A 24,099-nucleotide genomic window follows, 5' to 3' on the forward strand; every position below is an offset into this window, starting at 1 on the left:
GAGGCGACCCAACCTACTTGCCGAGCCGAACTCGGATCATGCCGGTTCGAACAGCGGCACGATCTCCATCTCCGGCACCAGCACAAGCCCCTTGTCGGTGATCCGGATCTCCGGAATCACCGACAGCGGGATCAGGTTGAAGCCCATATAGGGGATGGCGCAGCCCGCCTTGTCCCATTCGGCCTTCAGCGCCTTCACCTCCTCCGCCACCTCGGTCACGCGCTTGTCGGACAAGAGGCCCGCGATCGGCAGCGGCACCATCGCCATCACCCGGCCGTCGCGCACGACGCAGACGCCGCCCTGGGCCGCCGCGATCGCCTGCAGCGCCACCTGCATGTCGGCCTCGTTCGTGCCGGCGATGATGATGTTGTGGCTGTCGTGCCCGACCGAGGAGGCGACGGCGCCCGCCTTCAGCGTGAAGCCGGACAGCAGGCCGTGCGCAACGTTGCCGGCCGATCTGCCGTGCCGCTCCACCACCGTGACAAAGCACAGGCCGTGCCGGTCGAAATGCGCCTGCCAGTCATCCGCCGGCTCGAGGTCCACCGTGACATGGCCCAGCGTGATGCCGGGCAGGACCGTCCGGATGGCATGGGCGGTGACGCGCCCGGCCGGCAGGTCGGGCGTCAGCTTGACGGCGGCCGGCAGCCGCACGGTGTGATACGCCGCCTCCGGATAGCGCCAGCGGGCGGACAGCGCCTCATCCAGGACCGGGGTGATCCGGCGATCCTCGACCACCAGCTCGCCACCATACCAGGTGCTGACCGGCTTGTGGCCGTCGTCCAGCAGCACCAGATCGGCCCGGCGGCCGCCGCCGAAGCCGCCGATCTCGCCGTCCTGGCCGAAGCGGGTGGCGCCGTGCAGCGACCCCATCGACCAGGCCTGCTCGGGCGACATCCCGGCGCGCATCGCCTCGCGCACCACCCAGTCCAAGCCGAAATGCAGCAGGTCGTCGGCGTCGCGGTCGTCGGTGCAGACGGCGACGCGCTTGTGCGAGGCGCCCAGCTCGGTGATCGTCCTGATCGCCTCGGGCAGGCTGTGCCAGGGCGTGGTCGGCGGGCCGCCGCGCAGGAACAGCCAGATGCCGGCCTCCAGCATGTCGTCGGCGATGTCGCGGTCGATCGCCTCATGCGTGTCGGTGACGCCGGCGGCGGCGTAGGCGGCGACGAACTCCCGGCCATAGACATGGCCCGAGACCGGCCGGCCGCGCTCCAGCGCCGCGGCCAGGATGGCGTGGCTGCGCTCGTCGCCCATTGTCACCGGGACGAAATCCATCTTCTCGCCCAGCGCCACCGCCTCGGGCCAGCGGTCGAACAGGCCGGCGATCTTCTCCGCCGTCAGGTCGCCGCCGGCCGTCTCCAGAAGCGGCGAGGTCGCCGGCACGGTGCTGGGCACGGTCAGGAAGATCGACAGCGGCGCCTGCCGCGCATCCTCCAGCATCGCCTCGACCCCGGCCACGTCCATGACATTGCCGATCTCGTGGCTGTCGCAGAAGATCGTGGTGGTGCCGTTCAGCAGCGCCGCCTCGGCATAGGCGCAGGCCGTCACCATGCTGGATTCGATATGGATATGCGGGTCGACCAGCCCGGGAGCGAGGATGGCGCCCTTGCCGTCATGGATGCGGGCCGATCCGTCGCGGCAAGATCCCGCCGGCTTTACCGCGGCGATGCGTCCGCCGGCCACCCAGACCTCGCGGCCCGGCAGGATGCGCTCGGAATAGGTCGACAGCACCCGAACGTCGCGGATCACCAGGTCCGGCGCGGCCGGAGGCGACATCCGCCAGCCGCCGGGTCATGCGCGACAGGGGAAGGACGGAGAAGCGTGTGAGCCCGGACATCTGGTCAGCCCCTCTGTTGCCGCGGGAACGGATGCCGGCAGCTTACCAGGAGCGGAGCCCGTTGCCGCGCCGGCCCAAAGAAAAAGGGCCCCGGAGGGCCCTTTCCCGTTCAGCAGTCCGGCTGGCCGGTCAGGCGTGGCCGGCCGGCGCGCCCCGGGTGACGGCGGTCAGCTTGGCGCGGGCCAGCTTCAGCGCCCGCTCGGCCACCGCCTTGTCGCCGGGGGTCTTGGCGTCGGCCACGTCCTCCTCGGCGTCGCGCAGCTCCTGCTCGACCTTGGCGCGGTCCAGCGAGGCCACCGGCACCACCTCCTCGGCCAGCACGGTACAGCGCTCCGGCGTCACCTCGGCGAAGCCGCCGGTCACGAACAGGCGGCTGGAGATGGCGCTGCGCTGCTCATAGACGTCGATCACGCCCGGCTGGATGGTCGACAGCATCGACATGTGCCCCTTCAGCACGCCGAAATGGCCGTCGCCGCCGGGGACGACCACCATCTCGACCTGCTGCGCCACGAGCAGCTTCTCGGGCGAGACCAGTTCGAAGGCGAATTTCTCGGCCATGGATGTCCCCGGCAGGCTTGGGCGTTAGATCAGGCGGCTTCGGCGAGCTTCTTCGCCTTGGCGATGGCGTCGTCGATGGTGCCGACCATGTAGAACGCCGCCTCCGGCAGGTGGTCGTAGTCGCCGTTGACGATGCCCTTGAACGCCCGCACCGTCTCCTCGACCGGGACGAACACGCCCGGCGTGCCGGTGAACACCTCGGCGACGTGGAAGGGCTGGCTGAAGAAGCGCTGGATCTTCCGGGCGCGGGCCACGGTCAGCTTCTGCTCCTCGGTCAGCTCGTCCATGCCCAGGATGGCGATGATGTCCTGCAGCGCCTTGTATTCCTGCAGCGTGCGCTGCACGGCGCGGGCCACCTCGTAATGCTCCTGGCCGACCACGCGCGGGTCGAGGATGCGCGAGGTCGAGTCGAGCGGATCGACGGCCGGGTAGATGCCCAGCTCGGAGATCGCGCGGCTCAGCACCGTCGTCGCGTCCAGGTGCGAGAACGAGGTCGCCGGGGCCGGGTCGGTCAGGTCGTCGGCGGGCACGTAGATGGCCTGCACCGAGGTGATCGAGCCCTTGGTGGTCGAGGTGATGCGCTCCTGCAGCGCGCCCATGTCGGTCGACAGGGTCGGCTGATAGCCCACGGCCGACGGGATGCGGCCCAGCAGCGCCGACACCTCGGCGCCCGCCTGGGTGAAGCGGAAGATGTTGTCGACGAAGAACAGCACGTCCTGGCCTTCGACGTCGCGGAAGTACTCGGCGACGGTCAGGCCCGACAGGCCGACGCGGGCGCGGGCGCCCGGCGGCTCGTTCATCTGGCCGTAGACGAGGGCCACCTTGGAGCCGTCCTCGCCCAGCTTGATGACGCCGGAGTCGATCATCTCGTGATACAGGTCGTTGCCCTCGCGGGTGCGCTCACCCACGCCGGCGAAGACCGACACGCCGCCATGCGCCTTGGCGATGTTGTTGATCAGCTCCTGGATGGTCACGGTCTTGCCGACGCCGGCGCCGCCGAACAGGCCGATCTTGCCGCCCTTGGCGTAGGGGCCGATCAGGTCGACGACCTTGATGCCGGTGACCAGCATCTCCGCCTCGGTCGCCTGGTCGACGAATTCCGGGGCCGGGCGGTGGATCGGGAAGTGCTGCTTGGCGTTGATCGGGCCGCGTTCGTCGATCGGCTCACCGATCACGTTCATGATGCGGCCCAGCGTCTCCGGGCCGACCGGCACCGAGATGGCGTTGCCGGTGTCGTGCACCTTGGCGCCGCGGACCAGGCCGTCGGTCGAGTCCATGGCGATGCAGCGCACCGTGTTCTCGCCGAGATGCTGCGCCGCCTCAAGCACCAGCTTGCGATCGCCGATGTCGGTGGTCAGGGCGTTCAGAATGGCGGGCAGCTCGCCATCGAACTGGACGTCCACCACGGCGCCCAGAACCTGGCTGATGCGGCCGATGACGTTGCTTCCGGTCTGGGTCTCGACCATGGTGTTCACGCTCCTCGAACTTTCTTCAGGCGATCGGTGGACCAGCGGGGCGCCTTAGACGGCTTCGGCGCCCGAGATGATCTCGATCAGCTCCTTGGTGATGTAGGCCTGGCGGGTCCGGTTGTAGACCAGCGTCAGCCGCTTGATCATGTCGCCGGCGTTGCGCGTCGCATTGTCCATCGCGGTCATGCGCGCGCCCTGCTCGGAGGCGGCGGATTCGAGCAGCGCCTTGTAGATCTGGATCGCCAGGTTGCGCGGCAGCAGCTCCGCCAGGATCTGCTCCTCGCTCGGCTCGAACTCGTAGACGATGTTCGACGCGGTGTCCTCGGCCACGGCCGGCAGCGCCACGGGCACCAGCTGCTGCACCGTGATGATCTGGGCGATCGCCGACTTGAACTTGTTGTAGACGACCGAGCAGACGTCGAACTCGCCCGCCTCGAACATCGCCAGGATCCGGTCGGCGATGCCATTGGCGTCGGCGAAGCCCAGCTTCGGCCGGCCGATGTCGACGATGCTGTCGACGATCAGGTTGGCGTGGTCGCGGCGCAGGTTGTCGCGGCCCTTGCGGCCGACGGTGAACAGCTTCACCGTCTTGCCCTTGCCCTGCAGCTCGCGGATCTGCTTGCGCGTCTCGCGCAGCACCGTGGCGTTGAACGCGCCGGCCAGGCCGCGGTCGGAGGTGATGACGAGCAGCAGGTGCACGTCGCTCTTGCCGGTGCCGGCGATCAGCTTCGGCCCCTGGCCCGCCGTCTTGGCGACGGCGGCCAGGCCGGTCAGCATCCGCTCCATCCGGTCGGCATAGGGCCGCCCGGCCTCGGCCTGCTCCTGGGCGCGGCGCAGCTTCGACGCCGCGACCATCTTCATGGCCGCAGTGATCTTCTGCGTCGACTTGACGCTGGTGATCCGGTTCCTGAGGTCCTTCAACGACGGCATGGCGCCCCGCCTTCAATCGATGTGGTGGGAACGACCGCCGCTCAGACGAAGGTCTTGGCGTAGTTGACGATGAAGCTGTTCAGCTTCTCCTCGTTCTCCGGCGAGATCTGCTTCTCGTTGCGGATCGCCTCGAGGATGGCCTTGCCCTCGTCGCGCAGCGCCTCCAGCAGGCCCTTCTCGAAATCCTGCACCCGGTTGGCCGGGACGCTGTCGAGATGGCCGCGGACGCCGGCGAAGATCGACGCCACCTGCTCCTCGACCGGGAGCGGGCTGAACTGCGGCTGCTTCAGGAGCTCGGTCAGGCGCGCGCCGCGGGCCAAGAGCTTCTGGGTCGAGGCGTCGAGGTCCGACGCGAACTGGGCGAAGGCCTCCATCTCGCGGTACTGCGCGAGCTCGAGCTTGATGCGGCCGGCGACCTGCTTCATCGCCTTGATCTGGGCGGCGGAGCCGACGCGGCTGACCGACAGGCCGACATTGATGGCCGGGCGGACGCCCTTATAGAACAGGCCGGTCTCGAGGAAGATCTGGCCGTCGGTGATCGAGATCACGTTGGTCGGGATGTAGGCCGACACGTCGCCGGCCTGGGTCTCGATGACCGGCAGGGCGGTCAGCGAGCCGTTGCCGTGCTCGTCGTTCATCTTGGCCGCGCGCTCCAGCAGGCGGCTGTGCAGGTAGAACACGTCGCCCGGATACGCCTCGCGGCCCGGCGGGCGGCGCAGCAGCAGCGACATCTGGCGGTAGGCCACGGCCTGCTTGGACAGATCGTCATAGATGATCAGCCCGTGCATGCCGTTGTCGCGGAAGAACTCGCCCATCGCGGCGCCGGTGTAGGGCGCCAGGAACTGCAGCGGCGCCGGCTCGGACGCCGTCGCGGCGACGACGATGGTGTATTCCAGCGCGCCGTATTCCTCGAGCGTCTTGACGATCTGGGCGACCGTCGAGCGCTTCTGGCCGACCGCGACGTAGATGCAGTAGAGCTTCTGGCTCTCGTCGCCGGACTTGTTGATCTCGCGCTGGTTCAGGATGGTGTCGATGGCGACGGCGGTCTTGCCGGTCTGGCGGTCGCCGATGATCAGCTCGCGCTGGCCGCGGCCGACCGGGGTCAGCGCGTCGATCGACTTCAGGCCGGTCTGCATCGGCTCATGCACCGACTTGCGCGGGATGATGCCGGGGGCTTTGACCTCGACGCGGCTCATCTTGGCGTCCTGGATCGGGCCCTTGCCGTCGATCGGGTTGCCCAGGGCGTCGACCACGCGGCCCAGCAGGCCGCGGCCGACCGGGACCTCGACGATGGCGCCGGTGCGCTTGACCGTGTCGCCTTCCTTGATGTCGCGGTCCTCGCCGAAGATCACGATACCGACATTATCGGTCTCGAGGTTCAGCGCCATGCCCTTGATGCCGCCCGGGAACTCGACCATCTCGCCCGCCTGGACGTTGTCCAGGCCGTAGACGCGGGCGACGCCGTCACCGACCGACAGCACCTGGCCGACCTCGGCGACGTCGGCCTCGGTCCCGAAATTGGCGATCTGATCCTTGATGATCGCAGAGATTTCGGCGGCACGGATGTCCATCAGACGGTCCCCTTCATCGCGAGCTGCAGCTTGGCCAGTTTCGTGCGCAGGGAGCTGTCGACCATGCGCGAGCCGACTTTGACGATCATCCCGCCGAGCAGCGCGGGATCGATTTTGACATTGACCTGGACCTTCGCGCCCATGGCCTTCTTGAGCTGATCGACCAGCGCCTCGGTCTGGCGGTCGGTCAGCGCCGCGGCGGCGGTGACCTCGGCGGTGACCTCGCCGCGGCGGCGGGCCAGCTCGGCCAGGAAGGCGTCGATCATGGCGTCGAGGGCGAACAGGCGGCGGTTGCGGGCCACCAAGCCGATGAAGCGGCGCACCAGGTCGGACACGTTCGCCCGCTCCAGCACCGCGGCCATCGCCCGGCCCTGCGTGTCGCGCGACAGCAGCGGGCTGCGGACCAGACGGCGCAGATCCTCGCTCTCGGCCAGAGCGATCTTCAGGCCGCGCAGATCGTCCGCGGTCTGGTCGAGCGCCTTGCCTTCATCGGCGAGTGCGTAGAGCGCCGTCGCGTAGCTGGATGCGAGGCCGGAAAGTCCTGACCCTGTGGCTGCCACCGATCGTCCCTCGATCGTTTGTTTCGATCGTGGCAGGAGGCCACGACCACCGAATGTTCGGGGGGCTCTATCGCACAACAGAAAGCTGTCCGAGGCCCACCCCTTACGCTCGGCGCGCCGTCATCTAACATAGCGGTATGGGGTGTGCAACCGGCATTCCGGGCGGGTTTTTCACGGCGGAGTGCCAGATGTAGACTGGCGCGAGCGATTCGCATCCTCCGGAGGCCGGAATGCCGCACGACCATTTGCCCGGGTCCGGCCACGATCATGCGGCGCATGATCACGGGCCGGGCCATGCCCATCACCACGGCCTGCCGCAAGGGGCGGATGGCGAGCGGCGCCTGCTGATCGCGCTGGCCGTCACCGCCGGCTTCATGCTGGTCGAGGCGGCGGGCGGCTGGATCGCCAACTCCCTGGCGCTCCTGGCCGATGCCGGGCACATGCTGACCGATGCGGCGGCGCTGGCGTTGGCCTGGCTGGCGGCGCGGATGGCGCGGCGGCCGCGCGACGCCCGGCGCAGCTACGGCTACGGCCGGGTGCAGGTTCTGGCCGCCTTCGCCAACGGCATCGTGCTGCTGGCGGTGGTGGTCGCCATCGTGGTCGAGGCCGCGGGCCGTCTGGCCGAGCCGGCGCCGGTGGAGGGCGGGCTGATGATCGGCATCGCCGCCGCCGGCCTCGCGGCCAATCTCGTCGCCTTCCGGGTGCTGCAAGGCGGCGACCGCGGCAACCTGAACCTGCGCGGCGCCGCCCTGCATGTAATGGGCGACCTGCTCGGCTCGGTCGGCGCGCTGGCCGCCGGGGCCGTGATCCTCCTGACCGGCTGGACGCCGATTGACCCCATCCTGTCGGTCCTGGTGTCGCTGCTGGTGCTGCGCAGCGCCTGGGCGATCCTGCGCGAATCCGGCCATGTGCTGGTGGAGGGGACGCCCGGCGGGATCGACGAGGCGGTGCTGGCCGAGGCGATCCTGGCCGGGGTGCCGGCGGTGATCGACGTGCACCACGTCCATGCCTGGACCCTGACGCCCGACCGGCCGCTGGTGACCCTGCATGCCCGGCTGCGCGAGGGTGCCGATTCCGACCAGGCGATCGGCGCGGTGACCCGGTTGCTGCGCGACCGCTTCGGCGTCGATCACGCCACGGTGCAGGCCGAATTCGAGATCTGCGCCGACGCCGCTCACGCGCCGCGACACTAGGCGTCCCCTCGTCGCGGCCACGGCCGCGACACTAAGCGCGCCAATGTCGCGGCTGTGCCGCGACACTAAGCGCAACGCGTCGGAACGCAAAAACGCAATCACCGGTTCACCTTTTTGCGCGGAAGCGGTAATTATTCGACATACTCCTGTGTATTTGATGTCGCCCATGGCCCGGCTGTCCGGGGCTGCGGGCCCGGAAAGGTGACGATGGGCCATAATGGAGCTCTAGCCCGCGACGCGGATCCGATGTCGATCTGCCGCAACGTGACGGTCGCGGGACGGCGCACCAGCGTCCGCATGGAAGTCGTGTTCTGGGACGGGCTGATGGAGATCTGCGCGCGCGAGCAGATCGGCCTGAACGAGATCTGCACCCGGATCGACGCCGCCCGGAAGGGCAGCGGCCTGACCGGGGCGCTCAGGGTCTTCGTCCTGTGCTATTTCCGCGAGCTGACGCGCCGGCCGGCGCCGGTGCAGCCGCCGGCCCATGCCTCGGTCCAGACCCCGCCGGCGCTGCTGGTGGCGGCGCTGGAGGGCGTGGTCGGGGCGCGCGCTTAAGGGGTTGGTCGGGCGCGGCCGATCCCTAGGCGAGGCCGTCCCAGTTCAGCCTTTCGACGGCGGCCACCGGCCGCAGCCGGTGCCGCTCGGCGGCGGCGGCCAGCTTGTGCGCGTCCGGCCGGCCGGATGCGGCGTCGCGCAGCTCGGCGCCATGGATGCCGCCGATCACGAACAGCCCGTCGATCCCGGCCGCCGCCGCGCCGGCCATGTCGGTGTGGAAGCTGTCGCCGACCGCCAGCACCCGCGCCGGGTCGGGCCGGCCCAGCAGCTCGAAGCAGCGGCGGTAGACCGGCGGATGCGGCTTGCCGTGGTAGAACACCTCGCCGCCCAGCGACTCGTAGTGCTGGGCCAGGGCGCCGGCGCAGATCTGCATCCGGCCGCCGACGATGACGACGATGTCCGGGTTGGCGCAGATCATCGGCAGCTTGCGGGCGGCCGCGGCCTCCAGCAGCGGCGCATGGTCCTCGACCCGCTCCTCAGGGTCGTCGATCCCGGTGTTCAGCACGAAATCGGCATCGGCCAGGTCGTCCACCCGGACGACGTCGTCGACCCCCTCATAGACATCGGCGTCGCGGTCGGGGCCGAGATGCAGGAAGCGCTCGCCCAGCCCCTGGTGGAAGTCGTCGTCGCGCGCCGCCAGCGCCAGATGCGCGGCCTCGCCCGAGGACAGGATCGCGTCCCAGCACTCCTCCGGCACGCCGATCTGGGCCAGGCGCTGGGTCACCGACCCGACCCGCCGCGGCGCGTTCGACAGCAGGCACACCTGCTTGCCTTCGCCGCGCAGCCGCTGCAGGCACTCGATCACGCCGGGATAGGGCGTGACCCCGTCATGCACCACGCCCCACAGGTCGACGATGAAGGCGTCGTAGCGGTCGCGGATCGCGGCGATTCCGCCCAAAATCGGGATCGGGGGGATCGGAATGTTCTCGGTCATTGGTACTGGCCTGTTCGTCCCATTCCGGTCTTGTGCCATGGCCTCCGGGGCGGCGCTACCCACGCCGTCCCGTCCTGGAGGCCGTTTGGAAATGCGCTGGCGTGAGTCGCCTGGCGGTGGTTTCGAGAACCGGCGCGCAGCGGACGTTAAAGTCCGTGAGCACCGGAAGCGAAGAAACCGCCGTCAGACGGCCGCGCCAGTAGCATTTCCGGACGGCCTCACGCCGTCTGCAGGTCCTCGCCCTGTCCCTTCAGCTTCGCGGCGAGCGAGGCCTCCAGGAACTGGTCGATGTCGCCGTCCAGCACCGCGCCGGAGGCGCTGGTCTCCACGCCGGTGCGCAGGTCCTTCACCATCTGGTAGGGTTGCAGCACATAGCTGCGGATCTGGTGGCCCCAGCCGATGTCGGTCTTCTCGGCGTTCAGCGCGTCGGCCTGGGCCTCGCGGATCTTCAGCTCGCGCTCGTAGAGTCGGGCGCGCAGCATGTCCATCGCCATGGCCCGGTTGCGATGCTGCGACCGGTCGTTCTGGCAGGCGACGACGACGCCGGTCGGGATATGGGTGATGCGGATCGCCGAATCCGTCTTGTTGACGTGCTGGCCGCCGGCGCCGGAGGCCCGATAGGTGTCGACCTTCAGATCCTTGTCCAGGATCGTGATCTCGATCGAATCGTCGATCACCGGCGACACCGCGACGGAGGAGAAGCTGGTGTGCCGCCGCGCCGCGCTGTCGAACGGGCTGATCCGCACCAGCCGGTGCACACCCGATTCGGTCTTCAGCCAGCCATAGGCGTTGTGGCCCTTGATCAGCACCGTGGCCGACTTGATCCCGGCCTCTTCGCCCGGGCTCTCCTCCAGCCACTCCACCTTGAAGCCGTGCTTCTCGGCCCAACGCACATACATGCGCAGCAGCATCTGGCCCCAGTCCTGGGCCTCGGTGCCGCCCGCGCCGGCATTGACCTCGAGATAGCAGTCGTTGCCGTCGGCCTCGCCGGACAGCAGGCTCTCCAGCTGCTTCTTCGCCACCCGCTCGGCCAGCTGCCCCAGCTGGGCCTCGGCATCGGCCAGCACTTCGGCGTCGCCCTCGGCCTCGGCCAGCTCGATCATGCCGACGGCATCGTCGAACTCGGCCGCCAGGGCCTTGTAGCCGCCGATGGCGTCATCCAGATGGGTGCGCTCGCGCAGCAGGGTCTGCGCCTTCTCCGGGCTGTCCCAGAGCTTCGGGTCCTCGGCGAGGGCGTTCAGCTCGTCCAGTCGTCTTAAAGCGTTGTCCCAGTCAAAGAGACCTCCTCAGCAGCGCGAGCGACTGCTTGATCTCTTGGGCCTTGGCTTCGGTCTCGGCGCGCATGCCGTGCGCTCCTCTCGAATTCCGTTCGTCCACAGGATCGCGGGCCGCGCGGCGGCCGGCGATGCGAACCGGGGATGTAGGACGGATCGGCGGTCAGGTAAAGGCCGCGGGCGGGGAAAACTCGCCCGCGGCCGCGGGACCTCAGGCCTTGCGAGGCCGCAGCTGGCTGACGTCGCGCACGGCGCCGCGGGCGGCGCTGGTGGTCAGCGCAGCATAGGCCTGCAGCGCCGCCGAGACTTTTCGCGCGCGCGGCGCCGCCGGCTGCCAGCCGCCGTCCGCCCGGGCGTTCATCGCCGCCCGGCGGTGCGCCAGCTCCTCGTCCGACACGGCGAGGTGGATCCTGCGGGCCGGGATGTCGATCTCGATGGTGTCGCCCTCCTCGACCAGGGCGATGGCGCCGCCCTCCGCCGCCTCGGGCGAGACATGGCCGATCGACAGGCCGGAGGAGCCGCCGGAGAAGCGTCCGTCGGTGACCAGGGCGCAGACCTTGCCCAGGCTCTTCGACTTCAGGTAGCTGGTCGGGTACAGCATCTCCTGCATGCCGGGGCCGCCCTTCGGGCCCTCGTAGCGGATCAGCACCACGTCGCCGGGCTTGATCCTGTCGCCCAGGATGCCCTCGACCGCCGCGTCCTGGCTCTCGAAGATCCGGGCGGGGCCGGAGAAGGTCAGGATGCTGGCGTCGACGCCCGCGGTCTTCACCACGCAGCCGTCCTCGGCGATGTTGCCGTACAGCACCGCCAAGCCGCCATCGGGGCTGAAGGCGTGCTCCAGGTCGCGGATGGTGCCGCGCTTGCGGTCGGCGTCGACGCCGGGGTAGCGGGCGTCCTGGCTGAAGGCGACCTGGGTCGGGACGCCGCCCGGCGCCGCGCTGTAGAAGCGGTGCACGGCTTCGCTGTCGGTGCGCTTGATGTCCCACTGGTCCAGCGCGGCCGACAGGCTCTCGGCATGGACCGTGCGGGTGTCGCGGTGCAGCAGACCGGCGCGGTCCAGCTCGCCCAGGATGGCCATGATGCCGCCGGCGCGGTGGACGTCCTCCATATGCACGTTCGGCACCGCCGGCGCGACCTTGCACAGCACCGGCACGCGGCGCGACAGCCGGTCGATATCGGCCATGGTGAAGTCGACCCCGCCCTCCTGCGCCGCCGCCAGCAGGTGCAGCACGGTGTTGGTCGACCCGCCCATGGCGATGTCGAGCGTCATGGCGTTCTCGAAGGCGGCGAAGGTGGCGATGCTGCGCGGCAGCACCGATTCGTCGTCCTGCTCGTAGTAACGCTTCACCAGGTCGACGATCAGGTGGCCCGCTTCGACGAACAGGCGCTTGCGGTCGGCATGGGTGGCGAGGGTCGAGCCGTTACCCGGCAGCGCCAGGCCCAGAGCCTCGGTCAGGCAGTTCATCGAGTTCGCAGTGAACATGCCGGAGCAGGAGCCGCAGGTCGGGCAGGCCGACCGCTCGATCACCTTCACGTCCTCGTCGCTGACCCGGCTGTCGGCGGCCGCGACCATGGCATCGACCAGGTCCAGCGCCTTGGCCTCACCCTGCAGCTTGACCTTGCCGGCCTCCATCGGCCCGCCGGACACGAACACCACCGGGATGTTCAGCCGCATCGCCGCCATCAGCATGCCGGGCGTGATCTTGTCGCAGTTCGAGATGCAGACCATGCCGTCGGCGCAATGCGCGTTGACCATGTACTCGACGCTGTCGGCGATGATCTCGCGCGACGGCAGGCTGTACAGCATGCCGTCATGGCCCATGGCGATGCCGTCGTCGACGGCGATGGTGTTGAACTCCTTGGCGACCCCGCCCGCGGCCTCGATCTCCCGCGCCACCAGCTGGCCGAGGTCCTTGAGGTGGACATGGCCGGGCACGAACTGGGTGAAGGAGTTGACGACGGCGATGATCGGCTTGCCGAAATCCGCATCCGTCATGCCGGTCGCGCGCCAGAGCCCGCGGGCTCCGGCCATGTTGCGGCCGTGGGTTGTGGTGCGGGAACGATAGGCTGGCATGGGTCGGTCCGCTGCTCGGGTCACTTTCTATCGGGCGGCTGGCTTCGGCGCTCAGAAAAGAACCGCCGCCCCCGCCGGAAACGTCCGATCCAGAAAGAACGCCATTCCCGCCCGCGGCGCAAGGGCGGCGGACGCAACGCTCCCGCGCGTCGGGCTATGAGTGGGGCGTCACTCCGGCAGATCGTCCTGCAGTTGCTTTACCAGTTCCGACGTTACTGGCTTCGCATCGTCGGTGATCGGCAGCAACGGCACGCCATTGCACCCTTCCGTGCAGGATCTGGGAGCTGAGCGCTTTACGCGCGAGGTTGGAGATGATCTTTCCAACAGTCTTCTGCTGCTGTGCTGCCAAGTCCTTCGCGGCAGCCAGGACATCGTTGTCGATGGTCAATGTCGTCCGCATCAAGCTTCTCCGCCGGCACCACGCATCTTGTGCCGGACGAAACCCGTGTCAATCGGGACTATCGCGTCGATTGTGCCCCTTCCGGGCCGGGCGCCGGGTCGTCGGCGGCGTAGGCCGGGGTCGCCAGGCGCAGGCAGCTGACCAGCGTAGCGGCGGTCGCCAGCCCGGCCGCGGTCAGCAGCGCCGCCTTGGCGCCGTGGTCGGGGACATGGGCGAACAGCAACGCCACCAGGGCCGCGCCGGTGGCCTGGCCCACGAGGCGGGCGGTGCCCAGCATGCCGCTGGCGGCGCCGCTGCGGCTGCGCGGGGCCGACCCGATCATCACCCGGTTGTTGGGCGACTGGAACAGGCCGAAGCCGGCGCCGCACAGCGCCATCCGCCAGACGATGCCGAAGGGGGAGGGATCCGCCGGCAAAGTGGCCATCAGCACCAGCCCGATGGCGAGAAGGGCGAGGCCGATGCCGCCCAGCAGGCCGGGCGGGTGCCGGTCGGCTAGGCGGCCGGCGAAGGGCGCGGTGACCGCCACCGCCAGCGGCCAGGGGATCATCAGCAGGCCGACCTGGGCCGGGGAGAAGCCGTACCCGGTCTGCAGCAGGAAGGGCAGCGCCACGAACGCCGCCATCTGCGCCATGAAGGAGCTGACCGAGGTGGCGACCGACAGCCCGACCACCGGGATGCGCAGCAGGTCCAGCGGCAGCAGCGGCATCGCCTGGGCCAGCTGCCGCCGCACCAGCCAGACGGCGGCGGCGAGCCCGATGCCGAGCTGCAGCGCGATCAGCCCCCAGTCCAGCCCGTGGGCGACGCTGTCGATGCCGGTGATCAGCAGGCCGAAGGTGGCGGCCGACAGCACCGCGCTCAGCAGGTCGAAGCGCCGGTCGGCCAGGTCGCTCTCCGGCAGGTTGCGGCTGCCGATGAGGATCGCGGCGACGCCGAGCGGCAGGTTGATCGCGAACAGCCAGGGCCAGGCGGCGACCGACAGCACGGCGCCGGCGAAGCTGGGGCCGATGGTCGAGGCGCCGGCCGCGATCATGGCGTTGATGCCCAGCACATGGCCCAGCCGGGCGCGCGGGAAGATGTAGCGGATCAGCGCGGTGTTGACGCTCATGATCCCGGCGGCGCCGAAGCCCTGGGCGACGCGGGACAGGGTCAGCGCCAGCAGCGAGTCCGACAGGGCGCAGGCCAGCGAGGCCACGGTGAACAGGGCCAGGCCGCCGACATAGATTCGGCGGTAGCCGACGATCTCGCCCAAGCCCGCCAGCGGCAGCAGCGAGACCACCACCGCCAGCTGGTAGGCGTTGACGATCCAGATCGACATCGACGGGCTGGCCCGGAACTCGGCCGCGATCGTCGGCAGCGCCACATTGGCGACGGAGCCGTCGAGCACGGCGAGCATGATGCCGAGCACCACGGTGGCGAAGGCCCATCTGCGGCGGGGCAGGGGCAGGCCGTCGGGCAGGGGGGACACGGCTTTGACCTCGTTCTTCGCGGCGGGCACCCTTGGCGCCGCCGTCCATGGCATCATCCTGGAACCGGCCGTCCCGAATGGCTATGGCGTTTTAGCTATAACAGAATAGCAAAATGATCGACCCGGACCAGATCTCCCCGACCGAGCGCGAGCAGCTCGGCGCCTTCCGGCTGCAGCTGATGGCGCTGCTGCGGCGGCTGCGGCGCGAATCCGACGGCGGCGACATCCCGCTGTCGCAGCTGATGCTGCTGGCGGCGCTGCTGCGGCTGGGCGGCACGGCCAGCCCGACCGAGCTCGCCATGGTCGAGGGGCTGCGATCGTCCAATGTCGCGGCGCTGCTGCGCGGGCTGGAGAAGGACGGGATGGTCCGACGCGAGGCGGATGCCGGCGACCGCCGCCGGCTGCATGTGGTGATCACCGATGCCGGCACGCAGGCGGTGCTGGCCAACCGCAGCCGGCGCGAGGCCTGGATGGCCGAGGCGGCGGCCGCCTGCCTGTCGGCGGAGGAGCGGGCGCAGCTGATCGCCGCCGGCGCCCTGCTGCAGCGGTTGGCGGAGTATCAACCGGACGTGTGATTGGTCTCATTTGACAGCACCAGCCCCATCGTTGCAGAAGCGGGATATCGCTCTGGGGGGAGTGTCGCGAATGCGGTGGATCGATTGGGGCCTCGCCGCCCTGTTGCTCTCGGGCTGCGTATCGTCCGGTGAGCCGGGGGGCGGAGCGGCCGCCGCGCCGCAGGACCCCGCGACCAGGGCCTATCTGGATCGCGTGGCCGAGACGTTCGGGCCGGAGGAGCCGGTGGAACCGGCCAAGCCCGGCCGGAGGGTGCAGCGCTTCAAGGTGACGCTGCTGATCGAGGCGGATGGCGAGATCAGCTCGGTGAAGGTCCGCCCGCGCCCGGACCTGCCGTTCGAGATGCACATCATCCAGGCGTTCAGGTCCCGGTCGCCGCTGCCGCCGCCTCCGCCTGGGGTTCAGACCCCGGTGACGGCGACGGTGGGGCTGACCTACGGGGACAGGCTCTGCCGCTCGAACCGGTTCATCACACTATCGTCCGCGGACATGGATTGCTGAGGCCGTCCTACTCCGCCGCCTCGACCAGCGGGGCGGGGGTGTAGTTCAGGATCGGCCCGAGCCAGCGCTCGACCTCGGGGATCGGCATGCCCTTGCGGCGTGCATAGTCCTTGACCTGGTCGCGCTCCACCTTGGCGACGCCGAAGTAATACGAATCCGGATGCGCCAGGTAGAGGCCGGAGACCGATGAGCCCGGCCACATGGCGTAGCTCTCGGTCAGGCGCACGCCGATCCGGCGCTCGGCGTCCAGCAGCCGGAACAGCGTCACCTTCTCGGTGTGGTCCGGCTGGGCCGGATAGCCCGGGGCCGGGCGGATACCGCGATAGGGCTCGCCGATCAGCTCCTCCGGCGTGAACGTCTCGTCCGGGGCATAGCCCCAGAACTCGCGGCGCACGCGCTGGTGCATGGCCTCGGCGAAGGCCTCGGCGATGCGGTCGGCCAACGCCTTCACCAGGATCGAGGAATAGTCGTCATTGGCCCGGGCGAAGCGGTTGGCGATCGCCTCCTCCTCGATCCCGGCGGTGACGACGAAGCCGCCGAGATAGTCGGCCTTGCCGCTGTCCACCGGCGCGACGAAGTCGGACAGCGCCACCCGCGGCCGGCCGTCGCGCTTGCTGAGCTGCTGCCGCAGGGTGAAGAAGGTCGCCAGCTCCTGCTTCCGGTCCTCGCCGGTGAACAGGCGGATGTCGTCGCCCACCGCGCCGGCCGGCCAGAAGCCGATCACCGCCTTGGGCCTGAACCAGCGCTCCTCGACGATGCGGGCCAGCATCGCCTGGGCGTCCTGGAACAGCTGCCGGGCGGCCGCGCCCTGCTTCTCGTCCTGCAGGATCGCCGGGTAGCGGCCCTTCAGCTCCCAGGTCTGGAAGAACGGCGTCCAGTCGATGTAGCGCGCCAGCTCCGCCAGGTCCCAGTCCTCGAACACGCGGGTGCCCAGGAAGGACGGCTTCGGCGGCTGATAGCCGGACCAGTCGATGGCGAAGGGCGTGGCGCGGGCGGCAGCCAGCGGCAGGCGCTGCTTCTCCGCCTCCGCCCTCGCATGGCCCTCGGCGACCTTGCGGTATTCGTCGCGCACGCCCTCGACATAGCCGTGCCTCGCCTCGGGCGACAGCAGGCTCGAGACCACGCCGACGGCGCGGCTGGCGTCGTTGACATAGACGGTCTGGCCGCGGGCGTAGCGCGGGTGGATCTTCACCGCGGTGTGCACCCGGCTGGTGGTGGCGCCGCCGATCAGGAGCGGGATGTCGAAGCCCTCGCGCTCCATCTCCACCGCCACATGCACCATCTCGTCCAGCGACGGGGTGATCAGGCCGGACAGGCCGATGATGTCGACCTTCTCGGCCTTCGCCGTCTCCAGGATCTTCGTCGCTGGCACCATGACGCCGAGATCGATGATCTCGTAATTGTTGCAGGCCAGCACGACGCCGACGATGTTCTTGCCGATGTCGTGCACGTCGCCCTTGACGGTCGCCATCAGGATCTTGCCGGCGCTCTGCCGCTCGCCGCCGCCATTGGCCGCCTTCTCGGCCTCCATATAGGGCAGCAGATGGGCCACGGCCTGCTTCATGACGCGGGCCGACTTCACCACCTGCGGCAGGAACATCTTGCCGGCACCGAACAGGTCGCCGACCACGTTCATGCCGGCCATCAGCGGGCCTTCGATGACGTGCAGCGGCCGCTCGGCCTGCTGCCGCGCCTCCTCGACATCGGCGTCGATGAACTCGGTGATGCCGTTCACCAGCGCATGCTCCAGCCGCTTGGCGACCGGCTGCTGGCGCCACGACAGGTCCTTCTCCTTGGCCTCGCGGCCGCCGCCCTTGAAGCGCTCGGCCAGGGCCAGCAGGCGCTCGGTGGCGTCGTCGCGGCGGTTCAGGACCACGTCCTCGCAGGCCTCGCGCAGCTCCGGCTCGATCGATTCATAGACCGCGAGCTGCCCGGCATTGACGATGCCCATGTCCATGCCGGCCTGGATGGCGTGGTACAGGAACACCGCGTGCATCGCCTCGCGCACCGGCTCGTTGCCGCGGAACGAGAAGGACAGGTTGGAGACGCCGCCCGAGATATGGGCGTGCGGCAGGGTCCGGCGGATCTGCCGCGTCGCCTCGATGAAGGCGACGCCGTAGCCGTTGTGCTCCTCGATGCCGGTCGCCACCGCGAAGATGTTCGGGTCGAAGACGATATCCTCGGGCGGGAAGCCGGCCTCCTCGGTCAGCAGCCTGTAGGCCCGGGCGCAGATCTCGACCTTGCGCTCCAGCGTGTCGGCCTGGCCGGCCTCGTCGAAGGCCATCACCACCACGGCGGCGCCGTAGGACCGAACCAGCCGGGCATGGTGCAGGAAGGCCTCCTCGCCCTCCTTCATCGAAATCGAGTTGACCAGCGCCTTGCCCTGGACGCATTTCAGCCCGGCCTCGATCACCGAGAATTTGGAGCTGTCGATCATCACCGGCACGCGGGCGATGTCGGGCTCGGCCGCGATCAGGTTCAGGAACTCGACCATGGCCTTCTCGGAATCGATCAGGCCTTCGTCCATGTTGATGTCGATGACCTGGGCGCCGTTGGCCACCTGGTCGCGCGCCACCTCCAGCGCCGCGGCATAGTCGCCGGCGGTGATCAGCTTGCGGAAGCGGGCCGAGCCGGTGACGTTGGTGCGCTCGCCGACATTGACGAAGGGGATGTCGGCGGACAGCGTGAACGGCTCCAGCCCCGACAGCCGCATCAGCGGCGCGACCGTCGGCACCTGGCGCGGCGGCAGGTCCGCCACCGCGTCCGCGATGGCGCGGATGTGGTCGGGGGTCGACCCGCAGCAGCCGCCGACGATGTTGACTAGGCCTTCCTCGGCGAAGCCGCGGATCTGCGCGGCCATCGCCTCCGGCGACTCGTCATACTGGCCGAACTCGTTCGGCAGGCCGGCGTTCGGATAGGCGCAGACGAAGGTGTCGGCGGCCTCGGCGATCTCGGCCAGATGCGCCCGCATGGCGTTGGCGCCCAGCGCGCAGTTCAGGCCGATGGTGAAGGGCCTGGCGTGCCGCACCGAATGCCAGAAGGCGGTCGGGGTCTGCCCCGACAGGGTGCGGCCCGACAGGTCGGTGATGGTGCCGGAGATCATGACCGGCAGCTTGATGCCCTTCTCGGCGAAGACCAGCTCGGTGCCGAAGATCGCCGCCTTGGCGTTCAGCGTGTCGAAGATGGTCTCGATCAGGATGATCTCGGCGCCGCCGTCGACCAGGCCGCGCACCTGCTCGGCATAGGCGTCGCGCAGTTGGTCGAAGGTGACCGCGCGGTAGCCGGGGTTGTTCACGTCCGGCGAGATCGAGGCGGTGCGGTTGGTCGGCCCCAGCGCGCCGGCGACGAAGCGGCGGCGGCCGTCCATCGCCCGGGCCTTGGCCGCGGCCCGGCGGGCCAGCCGCGCGCCCTCGCGGTTCAGGTCGTAGACCACCTTCTCCATGCCGTAATCGGCCTGGGCGATCGAGGTGGAGGAAAAGGTGTTGGTCTCGAGGATGTCGGCGCCGGCGACGGCATAGCCGAAATGGATCGCCTCGATCGCGTCCGGCTGGGTCAGGGTCAGCAGGTCGTTGTTGCCCTGCAGGTGGCAGTCGCAGCCGGCGAAATGGGTGCCGCGGAAATGCTCCTCGCCGAAGCCGAGGCCCTGGATCTGCGTGCCCATGGCGCCGTCCAGGATCAGCACGCGCTCGCGCGCCGCCGCGGTCAGCGCGGCCAGGACCTCATTTCCATCGACTGGGGCGCCGTCGACCGGCTCCAGGGGGAAATCCAGGGTATCGACGTGCGTGGTCATGGCGAACGGCCGGTGGTTCCGGGTCGGGCCGTACGTAATGACATAAAGATATCTTTATATCAACATCCGATGTCGCGAAGAGAGCGACAAAGGTCGCCGGGAGAGCGGCCGTCCCTCCTGGCGCGGCCCGTCCTACTGGCCCGTCGCGGTCGGCTCCAGCCCGGTGGCGGCGATGACCGGGGCGGCGGCGGGGGAGGCCAGGAAATCCAGCAGCTTCTTCGCCGCCGCCGGGTCGTGCGAGCCGGCGACGATGCCGGCGGAATACAGCGTCACCTGCTGCAGCTCGGGCGGCAGCGGCCCGACCAGGTCGATGCCCTCGACCGCCTTCAGCTCGGCGATCTGCTGGAAGCCCAGCTCGGCCTCGCCCTTGGCGACGATCTCGCCGACCGGCGTGGCCGGGATCTTGCGGGCCTTGCCCTCCATCTGCTCGGCGATACCCAGGCGCTGGAACATCCGGGTCGAGATGTAAACGCCGCTGGCGCTGTCGGAATAGGCGATCGACTTGGCGGCCAGCAGGGCCCGCTTCACCGCCTCGGCCGAGCCGATATCCGGCTTCGGCGCGCCGGCCTTGACCGCGACGCCGATGCTGGAGCGGGCGAGGACGACCTTGCTGTCGGGCAGCACCTTGCCCTGCTTGATCAGGTCGTCGAGGGCATAGCCGACCATGATCACGACATCGAGCTTCTCGCCGCGGGCCAACCGGGCGGGCACGGCGTTCGGCGTGTCGCCCATCGACGGGCCCCAGTGGATCGAAAGCCGGTCGCCGCTGGCGCGCTCGTAGTCCGGCGCCAGGGCGCGATAGGCGGCGGCAAAACCGCCGGAGCTGACGACCTGCAGCTCGGCCGCGGCCACGGGCTGGACCAGCAGCATCAGGCCGGCGACAGCCAGGGCGGCGGCGCGGGAGACGATCGACGGCAGCGTCATGGGGGGCTCCTCGGCTGAATCGGATCAAGGTCCTATGGTCGCCGAAAACGCCGCGGCCCGCAGCTTGCCGGTCCGGCAGCCCAGCCATGCCCGGACACCGTGCCGCAGCCGGCTTGTCTCGTTCGGCCTCATGTCCGAGGTAGCTCCCATGCGCGCTGCCGTCGCGGCGCGTCCGGAGTTCCCCGATGAGCCTCGCCCACGATCCCGATTTCCTGCGCCTCCTGGCCGGCAGCCATGCCCGGCTGGTCGGTACGCCGCTGCTGCCGGAAGAGGCCGGCACCGATGCCGCCGGGCAGGCGCGCTGGCTGTACGAGGCGGCGCCGTTCTGCGTGCTGGCGCACAACACCGACGCCGATCCGCGCTTCATCTACGCCAACAAGGCGGCCCAGGCCCGCTTCGAATATGGCTGGGACGAGTTCACGACGCTGCCCTCCCGCCTTTCCGCCGAGGCGCCCGACCGGGCCGAGCGCCAGCGCCTGCTCGACGCCGTCGCCCGCGACGGCTTCATCGGCGACTATCGCGGCCTGCGCATCGCCAAATCCGGCCGCCGCTTCTGGATCGAGCGCGCCATCGTCTGGCAGCTGATCGACGAGGCCGGCGTGCTGCGCGGCCAGGCTGCAGCGTTCGGGGAATGGCGGGAGGTGTAGGGCGGCTGTCGCCATTTTGGCGAAAACAGCCCTGACTTCGCGAAGCCTTAAATGCTAATCCCGACTTTGCTAGCGATCAGTTTGGCGAGCTGCTCGAAATCATCATAGGCATCACCTACCGCCTGCTGATGTCCGCCGATCGCGCCGTCCGCCGGACGGAGTTTGAAGATTGGCTTACGAACTTCCTGCGCCATCGGCATCAGCGAGCGATAGTCCTTGAGCCAAGCGAGCTTGGCTGGATCGTTCTCGACGGTGAGAGCAGTACCGTTCGACTGCCGGAGAATGTCTCGATGAAACAATGTCGGGACACGGTCGATCCATCGCCGGAAATATCTAGCATGTTCTCCGGCATATGTCGAAAAGCGAGAGATGACGTATCCCAGTGGCTCAAGCTTGCCGTTTGGCCACGGAGTCTCGGGTGTTGGGTAGTCGTCTATCCGCTTCTTCCAACCATCCCGCCATTCCTGGATGCCTCGCCCGACATTGGTCAACCCCTTCAGTGAGAAGAGATCGGGCGCCACCGGCACGACGACGTAGTCCGCCCCGATCAGTGCCGAACGGTTGATTGCTCCGAGATTCGGGCCGATATCGATCAGCGCGATAACGGCCTGAAACTCACGACCGGCGGTCTCGACAGCCCGAGCCAGGAATGTCGTATCTTGAAAAGCGCGTCTTTTGGTCAGATTACTGCCGCCAAGGCTTTCGCCCCATGCTGATGAGAGCGAGTCCTCAACACCCGACAGGTCCAGGTCGCCGGCGATCAGACCAAAGTTGTCGTCGATCTCCAGAATCTTCGGAGGCACATTTTTTCCCTCCGCGATGAGAGGTGATGCGACGTCATAGATAGTATCGATCTCGTCGTTCTCGATAGCGGCCAACCGATCCTCGTCGAGGCACATTGCCGTCAGATTCGCCTGCGGGTCATAATCCGCCGCGATCACCCTGACGCCAAGATCAGAGAACATTGATGCCAAATGATAGACGAGCGTCGTTTTGCCAACGCCACCCTTATTGTTAAAGAAGGCGATCGACTTCATTGAGCCGGCTCCACCTTGAAGAGCACGAAGTTTTCCAAGAACTGATATCCGAGTGGGGGATTCCCATTCTCCGCGAGCACCTGTCGGGCCCGAACCAGACCGAATCCGAAGCGCTCAACAATGCCGAGCGTCTTCAAACCTTCCGCGAGAGACGGATTGCGGTAGGCTGTCACATTCAGCCAAATCGTCTCGGGCGTGACTCCACCATAGAGTCCGCCCGGGCTCATAATCTCAATCCGATCAGAGTACCAGTAGACTTTTACCGGCATGGTGCTCGCATCATAGGTGCGATGTAGTATTGCGTTACGCACAACTTGTTCCAGGGCCTCGATCGGATAGTCGCTGCGTTCCTGCCGCTGTGTGCCGCCAATCGTAGTTGCTGTGCGGATGTTAAGTTTTAGAAGCTCCTCAATCTGTCGGGCCTGATCTGGAATTGTTCCGCTAATTTCTTTTTGATCGATGATCGGATCGGTCAACGCAGGCCCGTCGAGTCGCAAGAATTGGATGTAAGCGCCAGAGAAGTACGAGCGCGGATCCTTGCCAAAAAGCAGGATAGCTGCGTTGGTGGGTTTGCCGTCCCTCGAAAGGAGCCGAAGGGCGCGCAATTTTTCTTCAGTACTCCGACCGTTCTGGCGCCGGATTTCGGGAGAGGTCGCCGAAGGGACATACTCCGCCTCGAAGCGGATGAGATCCAGATCGTCCAAAGTAGCATCGGCGCAGGGCCGTGCATCGAAGGCGAGATTCTGCCATGTCTGCTTTTCGGCAAGCCGACGTTCCTCCTCCGGAGTTGCCGTTGCACGGCGAGGGCCGACGCGAATCCAGCTACGACCATTCACCCGGACTGGCGGCTGGGTCGACGGGGCGACGATCACTGCAGCGACAGTGCATCCGTCAATGACGTGACGGCCGACCGACATGACCGGAAATGGTAAGATGGCGCCGTCGCTTCGCAGGCCTCCAAGAGTTTTTAGAGTCCGTTTGGAAACGGAGTTTAGTGAGCGATGCGTCGGAGGAGGAGGCTTCCCATGGCGACATGGATCATGGCCTCGGAGACGTCGATGCGGGCTTCGTAGTCGCGGACCAGGCGCCGCCATCGGGTCATCCATCCGAAGGTGCGCTCGACGACCCAGCGGCGCGGCAGGACCTTGAAGCCGGCGTCGATGCGGCGGACAACCTCGATCACGAAGTCGAGGTAGGCGGCCTTGTCCATGAGCTTGCCACGGTCATAGGCGCTGTCGGCGAACAGATGCTTGATCCAGGGCCAGCGCTTGCGGATCGCGGACAGGATCGTCTGGGCGCCGGCGCTGTCGGAGATGCCGGCCGGGGTGAGGTTCACCATCAAGAGGCGCCCATCGGTGTCGACGGCGACGTGCCGCTTGCGGCCCACCACCTTCTTGGCGCCATCGAAGCTGCGAACAGCACCAGGCGCCGGTGCCTTGATCGTCTGGCTGTCGAGGATGCCGCCGGAGGGGCTGGCACCGCGCCCGGCCTGCTCCCGGTCGATCATCAGCGCGATGTCATGGATCGTTCGGAACAGGAACAGCCGGACGAAGCGCCGGAACCACCAGTACACCGTCTGCCAGGGCGGAAAGTTCACCGGAAGCATCCGCCAGCCACAGCCGGTCCGGGCCAGATACCGGATCGCATTCAGCACCTCGCGAAGCGCGATCTCTCGCCGACGCCCTGTCCTGGCCGGCTTCGGCAGCAGCGGCTCGACTTGCGACCATTCCTCATCCGTCAGGTCGGTCGGATAGCGACGCGTCTTCTTCTCGATCTCGGCCATCCGGCCACGGCTCGTTGCTGTCCACAT

Annotated in this window: 21 protein-coding genes; 5 read left to right on the plus strand and 16 right to left on the minus strand. The window is 68.3% G+C overall.

Annotation, left to right across the window (positions count from 1 at the left end; all coding sequences use genetic code 11):
* Nucleotides 1-36: 36 nt before the first annotated feature.
* The 6 genes from LG391_RS34390 to LG391_RS34415 form a co-directional block, all read right to left on the minus strand.
* Entirely contained in the window at nt 37-1,773 is a 1,737-nt protein-coding gene (locus tag LG391_RS34390) for an adenine deaminase (RefSeq protein WP_225773664.1), read from the minus strand.
* A gap of 190 nt (nt 1,774-1,963) precedes the next feature.
* The gene (locus LG391_RS34395) at nt 1,964-2,392 is read right to left on the minus strand and encodes a F0F1 ATP synthase subunit epsilon (RefSeq protein WP_225773666.1); all 429 of its coding nucleotides are present in this window, start codon (nt 2,390-2,392) and stop codon (nt 1,964-1,966) included.
* Nucleotides 2,393-2,421: 29 nt separating this feature from the next.
* Complete coding sequence (gene atpD / locus LG391_RS34400; protein ID WP_225773668.1) at nt 2,422-3,858, minus strand: F0F1 ATP synthase subunit beta; 1,437 nt, start codon at nt 3,856-3,858, stop codon at nt 2,422-2,424.
* Between the two features lie 54 nt (nt 3,859-3,912).
* Nucleotides 3,913-4,791 (minus strand): F0F1 ATP synthase subunit gamma, encoded by an 879-nt coding sequence (locus tag LG391_RS34405; protein ID WP_225773669.1) that lies wholly within the window; start codon nt 4,789-4,791, stop codon nt 3,913-3,915.
* 41 nt (nt 4,792-4,832) lie between these two features.
* Complete coding sequence (atpA, locus tag LG391_RS34410; RefSeq protein WP_225773670.1) at nt 4,833-6,362, minus strand: F0F1 ATP synthase subunit alpha; 1,530 nt, start codon at nt 6,360-6,362, stop codon at nt 4,833-4,835.
* Nucleotides 6,362-6,922, minus strand: coding sequence for a F0F1 ATP synthase subunit delta (locus LG391_RS34415; RefSeq protein WP_225773672.1), 561 nt, complete (start codon nt 6,920-6,922; stop codon nt 6,362-6,364). Before LG391_RS34415 ends, atpA begins: the two co-directional genes overlap by 1 nt.
* A gap of 230 nt (nt 6,923-7,152) precedes the next feature.
* Between LG391_RS34415 and LG391_RS34420 the strand changes: the two genes are divergently transcribed.
* Nucleotides 7,153-8,115: a cation diffusion facilitator family transporter gene (locus LG391_RS34420; RefSeq protein WP_225773674.1), complete on the plus strand. Its 963-nt coding sequence runs from the start codon at nt 7,153-7,155 to the stop codon at nt 8,113-8,115.
* 246 nt (nt 8,116-8,361) lie between these two features.
* Nucleotides 8,362-8,670 (plus strand): ribbon-helix-helix domain-containing protein, encoded by a 309-nt coding sequence (locus tag LG391_RS34425; protein ID WP_225773675.1) that lies wholly within the window; start codon nt 8,362-8,364, stop codon nt 8,668-8,670.
* A gap of 25 nt (nt 8,671-8,695) precedes the next feature.
* Here the strand turns inward: LG391_RS34425 and LG391_RS34430 are convergent, their stop codons facing one another.
* The 5 genes from LG391_RS34430 to LG391_RS34450 form a co-directional block, all read right to left on the minus strand.
* Complete coding sequence (locus LG391_RS34430) at nt 8,696-9,604, minus strand: TIGR01459 family HAD-type hydrolase (protein WP_225773677.1); 909 nt, start codon at nt 9,602-9,604, stop codon at nt 8,696-8,698.
* A gap of 218 nt (nt 9,605-9,822) precedes the next feature.
* Nucleotides 9,823-10,948 (minus strand): peptide chain release factor 2 gene (gene prfB, locus LG391_RS34435; protein ID WP_225773679.1). Its coding sequence is split into 2 segments (ribosomal slippage): nt 9,823-10,878 and nt 10,880-10,948, totalling 1,125 coding nucleotides; the frame shifts between segments, so codons are not numbered across the junction.
* Nucleotides 10,949-11,089: 141 nt separating this feature from the next.
* Complete coding sequence (gene ilvD / locus LG391_RS34440; RefSeq protein ID WP_225773681.1) at nt 11,090-12,952, minus strand: dihydroxy-acid dehydratase; 1,863 nt, start codon at nt 12,950-12,952, stop codon at nt 11,090-11,092.
* A gap of 154 nt (nt 12,953-13,106) precedes the next feature.
* On the minus strand, nt 13,107-13,352 hold the full coding sequence (locus LG391_RS34445; protein ID WP_225773683.1) for a hypothetical protein: 246 nt from the start codon (nt 13,350-13,352) through the stop codon (nt 13,107-13,109).
* 58 nt (nt 13,353-13,410) lie between these two features.
* The gene (locus LG391_RS34450) at nt 13,411-14,817 is read right to left on the minus strand and encodes an MFS transporter (protein WP_225773685.1); all 1,407 of its coding nucleotides are present in this window, start codon (nt 14,815-14,817) and stop codon (nt 13,411-13,413) included.
* Nucleotides 14,818-14,930: 113 nt separating this feature from the next.
* Between LG391_RS34450 and LG391_RS34455 the strand changes: the two genes are divergently transcribed.
* Nucleotides 14,931-15,392: a MarR family transcriptional regulator gene (locus tag LG391_RS34455; protein WP_225773687.1), complete on the plus strand. Its 462-nt coding sequence runs from the start codon at nt 14,931-14,933 to the stop codon at nt 15,390-15,392.
* Between the two features lie 70 nt (nt 15,393-15,462).
* Nucleotides 15,463-15,891 carry a hypothetical protein gene (locus LG391_RS34460; RefSeq protein WP_225773689.1) on the plus strand — a complete coding sequence of 143 codons (429 nt, stop codon included), beginning with the start codon at nt 15,463-15,465 and terminating at the stop codon, nt 15,889-15,891.
* A 7-nt stretch (nt 15,892-15,898) separates the two neighbouring features.
* On the opposite strand, the gene metH is transcribed toward LG391_RS34460, so the two are convergent.
* Both metH and LG391_RS34470 read right to left on the minus strand, forming a co-directional pair.
* Nucleotides 15,899-19,681, minus strand: coding sequence for a methionine synthase (gene metH / locus LG391_RS34465; protein ID WP_225773691.1), 3,783 nt, complete (start codon nt 19,679-19,681; stop codon nt 15,899-15,901).
* Between the two features lie 132 nt (nt 19,682-19,813).
* Nucleotides 19,814-20,605, minus strand: coding sequence for a substrate-binding domain-containing protein (locus tag LG391_RS34470; RefSeq protein WP_225773693.1), 792 nt, complete (start codon nt 20,603-20,605; stop codon nt 19,814-19,816).
* A gap of 185 nt (nt 20,606-20,790) precedes the next feature.
* Here LG391_RS34470 and LG391_RS34475 point away from each other — a divergent pair, with 185 nt between their 5' ends.
* Nucleotides 20,791-21,252, plus strand: coding sequence for an MEKHLA domain-containing protein (locus LG391_RS34475; protein WP_225773695.1), 462 nt, complete (start codon nt 20,791-20,793; stop codon nt 21,250-21,252).
* Nucleotides 21,253-21,299: 47 nt separating this feature from the next.
* Here LG391_RS34475 and LG391_RS34480 read toward each other — a convergent pair whose 3' ends face one another.
* The 3 genes from LG391_RS34480 to LG391_RS34490 form a co-directional block, all read right to left on the minus strand.
* On the minus strand, nt 21,300-22,289 hold the full coding sequence (locus LG391_RS34480; RefSeq protein ID WP_225773697.1) for a ParA family protein: 990 nt from the start codon (nt 22,287-22,289) through the stop codon (nt 21,300-21,302).
* Nucleotides 22,286-23,206 carry an ATP-binding protein gene (locus LG391_RS34485; RefSeq protein WP_225773699.1) on the minus strand — a complete coding sequence of 307 codons (921 nt, stop codon included), beginning with the start codon at nt 23,204-23,206 and terminating at the stop codon, nt 22,286-22,288. Before LG391_RS34485 ends, LG391_RS34480 begins: the two co-directional genes overlap by 4 nt.
* 74 nt (nt 23,207-23,280) lie before the next feature.
* The gene (locus LG391_RS34490; protein ID WP_225764519.1) at nt 23,281-24,099 is read right to left on the minus strand and encodes an IS5 family transposase; all 819 of its coding nucleotides are present in this window, start codon (nt 24,097-24,099) and stop codon (nt 23,281-23,283) included.

The sequence above is a fragment of the Inquilinus sp. Marseille-Q2685 genome, from assembly GCF_916619195.1.
Classification (GTDB): domain Bacteria; phylum Pseudomonadota; class Alphaproteobacteria; order DSM-16000; family Inquilinaceae; genus Inquilinus.

Bases quoted from the DNA above. Each gene is read 5' to 3' on its own strand.
- LG391_RS34390 (WP_225773664.1), bottom strand. From the start codon at position 1,773: ATGTCGCCTCCGGCCGCGCCGGACCTGGTGATCCGCGACGTTCGGGTG.
- LG391_RS34395 (WP_225773666.1), bottom strand. From the start codon at position 2,392: ATGGCCGAGAAATTCGCCTTCGAACTGGTCTCGCCCGAGAAGCTGCTC.
- atpD (WP_225773668.1), bottom strand. From the start codon at position 3,858: ATGGTCGAGACCCAGACCGGAAGCAACGTCATCGGCCGCATCAGCCAG.
- LG391_RS34405 (WP_225773669.1), bottom strand. From the start codon at position 4,791: ATGCCGTCGTTGAAGGACCTCAGGAACCGGATCACCAGCGTCAAGTCG.
- atpA (WP_225773670.1), bottom strand. From the start codon at position 6,362: ATGGACATCCGTGCCGCCGAAATCTCTGCGATCATCAAGGATCAGATC.
- LG391_RS34420 (WP_225773674.1), top strand. From the start codon at position 7,153: ATGCCGCACGACCATTTGCCCGGGTCCGGCCACGATCATGCGGCGCAT.
- LG391_RS34425 (WP_225773675.1), top strand. From the start codon at position 8,362: ATGTCGATCTGCCGCAACGTGACGGTCGCGGGACGGCGCACCAGCGTC.
- LG391_RS34430 (WP_225773677.1), bottom strand. From the start codon at position 9,604: ATGACCGAGAACATTCCGATCCCCCCGATCCCGATTTTGGGCGGAATC.
- ilvD (WP_225773681.1), bottom strand. From the start codon at position 12,952: ATGCCAGCCTATCGTTCCCGCACCACAACCCACGGCCGCAACATGGCC.
- LG391_RS34445 (WP_225773683.1), bottom strand. From the start codon at position 13,352: ATGCGGACGACATTGACCATCGACAACGATGTCCTGGCTGCCGCGAAG.
- LG391_RS34455 (WP_225773687.1), top strand. From the start codon at position 14,931: ATGATCGACCCGGACCAGATCTCCCCGACCGAGCGCGAGCAGCTCGGC.
- LG391_RS34460 (WP_225773689.1), top strand. From the start codon at position 15,463: ATGCGGTGGATCGATTGGGGCCTCGCCGCCCTGTTGCTCTCGGGCTGC.
- metH (WP_225773691.1), bottom strand. From the start codon at position 19,681: ATGACCACGCACGTCGATACCCTGGATTTCCCCCTGGAGCCGGTCGAC.
- LG391_RS34470 (WP_225773693.1), bottom strand. From the start codon at position 20,605: ATGACGCTGCCGTCGATCGTCTCCCGCGCCGCCGCCCTGGCTGTCGCC.
- LG391_RS34475 (WP_225773695.1), top strand. From the start codon at position 20,791: ATGAGCCTCGCCCACGATCCCGATTTCCTGCGCCTCCTGGCCGGCAGC.
- LG391_RS34480 (WP_225773697.1), bottom strand. From the start codon at position 22,289: ATGAAGTCGATCGCCTTCTTTAACAATAAGGGTGGCGTTGGCAAAACG.
- LG391_RS34485 (WP_225773699.1), bottom strand. From the start codon at position 23,206: ATGTCGGTCGGCCGTCACGTCATTGACGGATGCACTGTCGCTGCAGTG.
- LG391_RS34490 (WP_225764519.1), bottom strand. From the start codon at position 24,099: ATGTGGACAGCAACGAGCCGTGGCCGGATGGCCGAGATCGAGAAGAAG.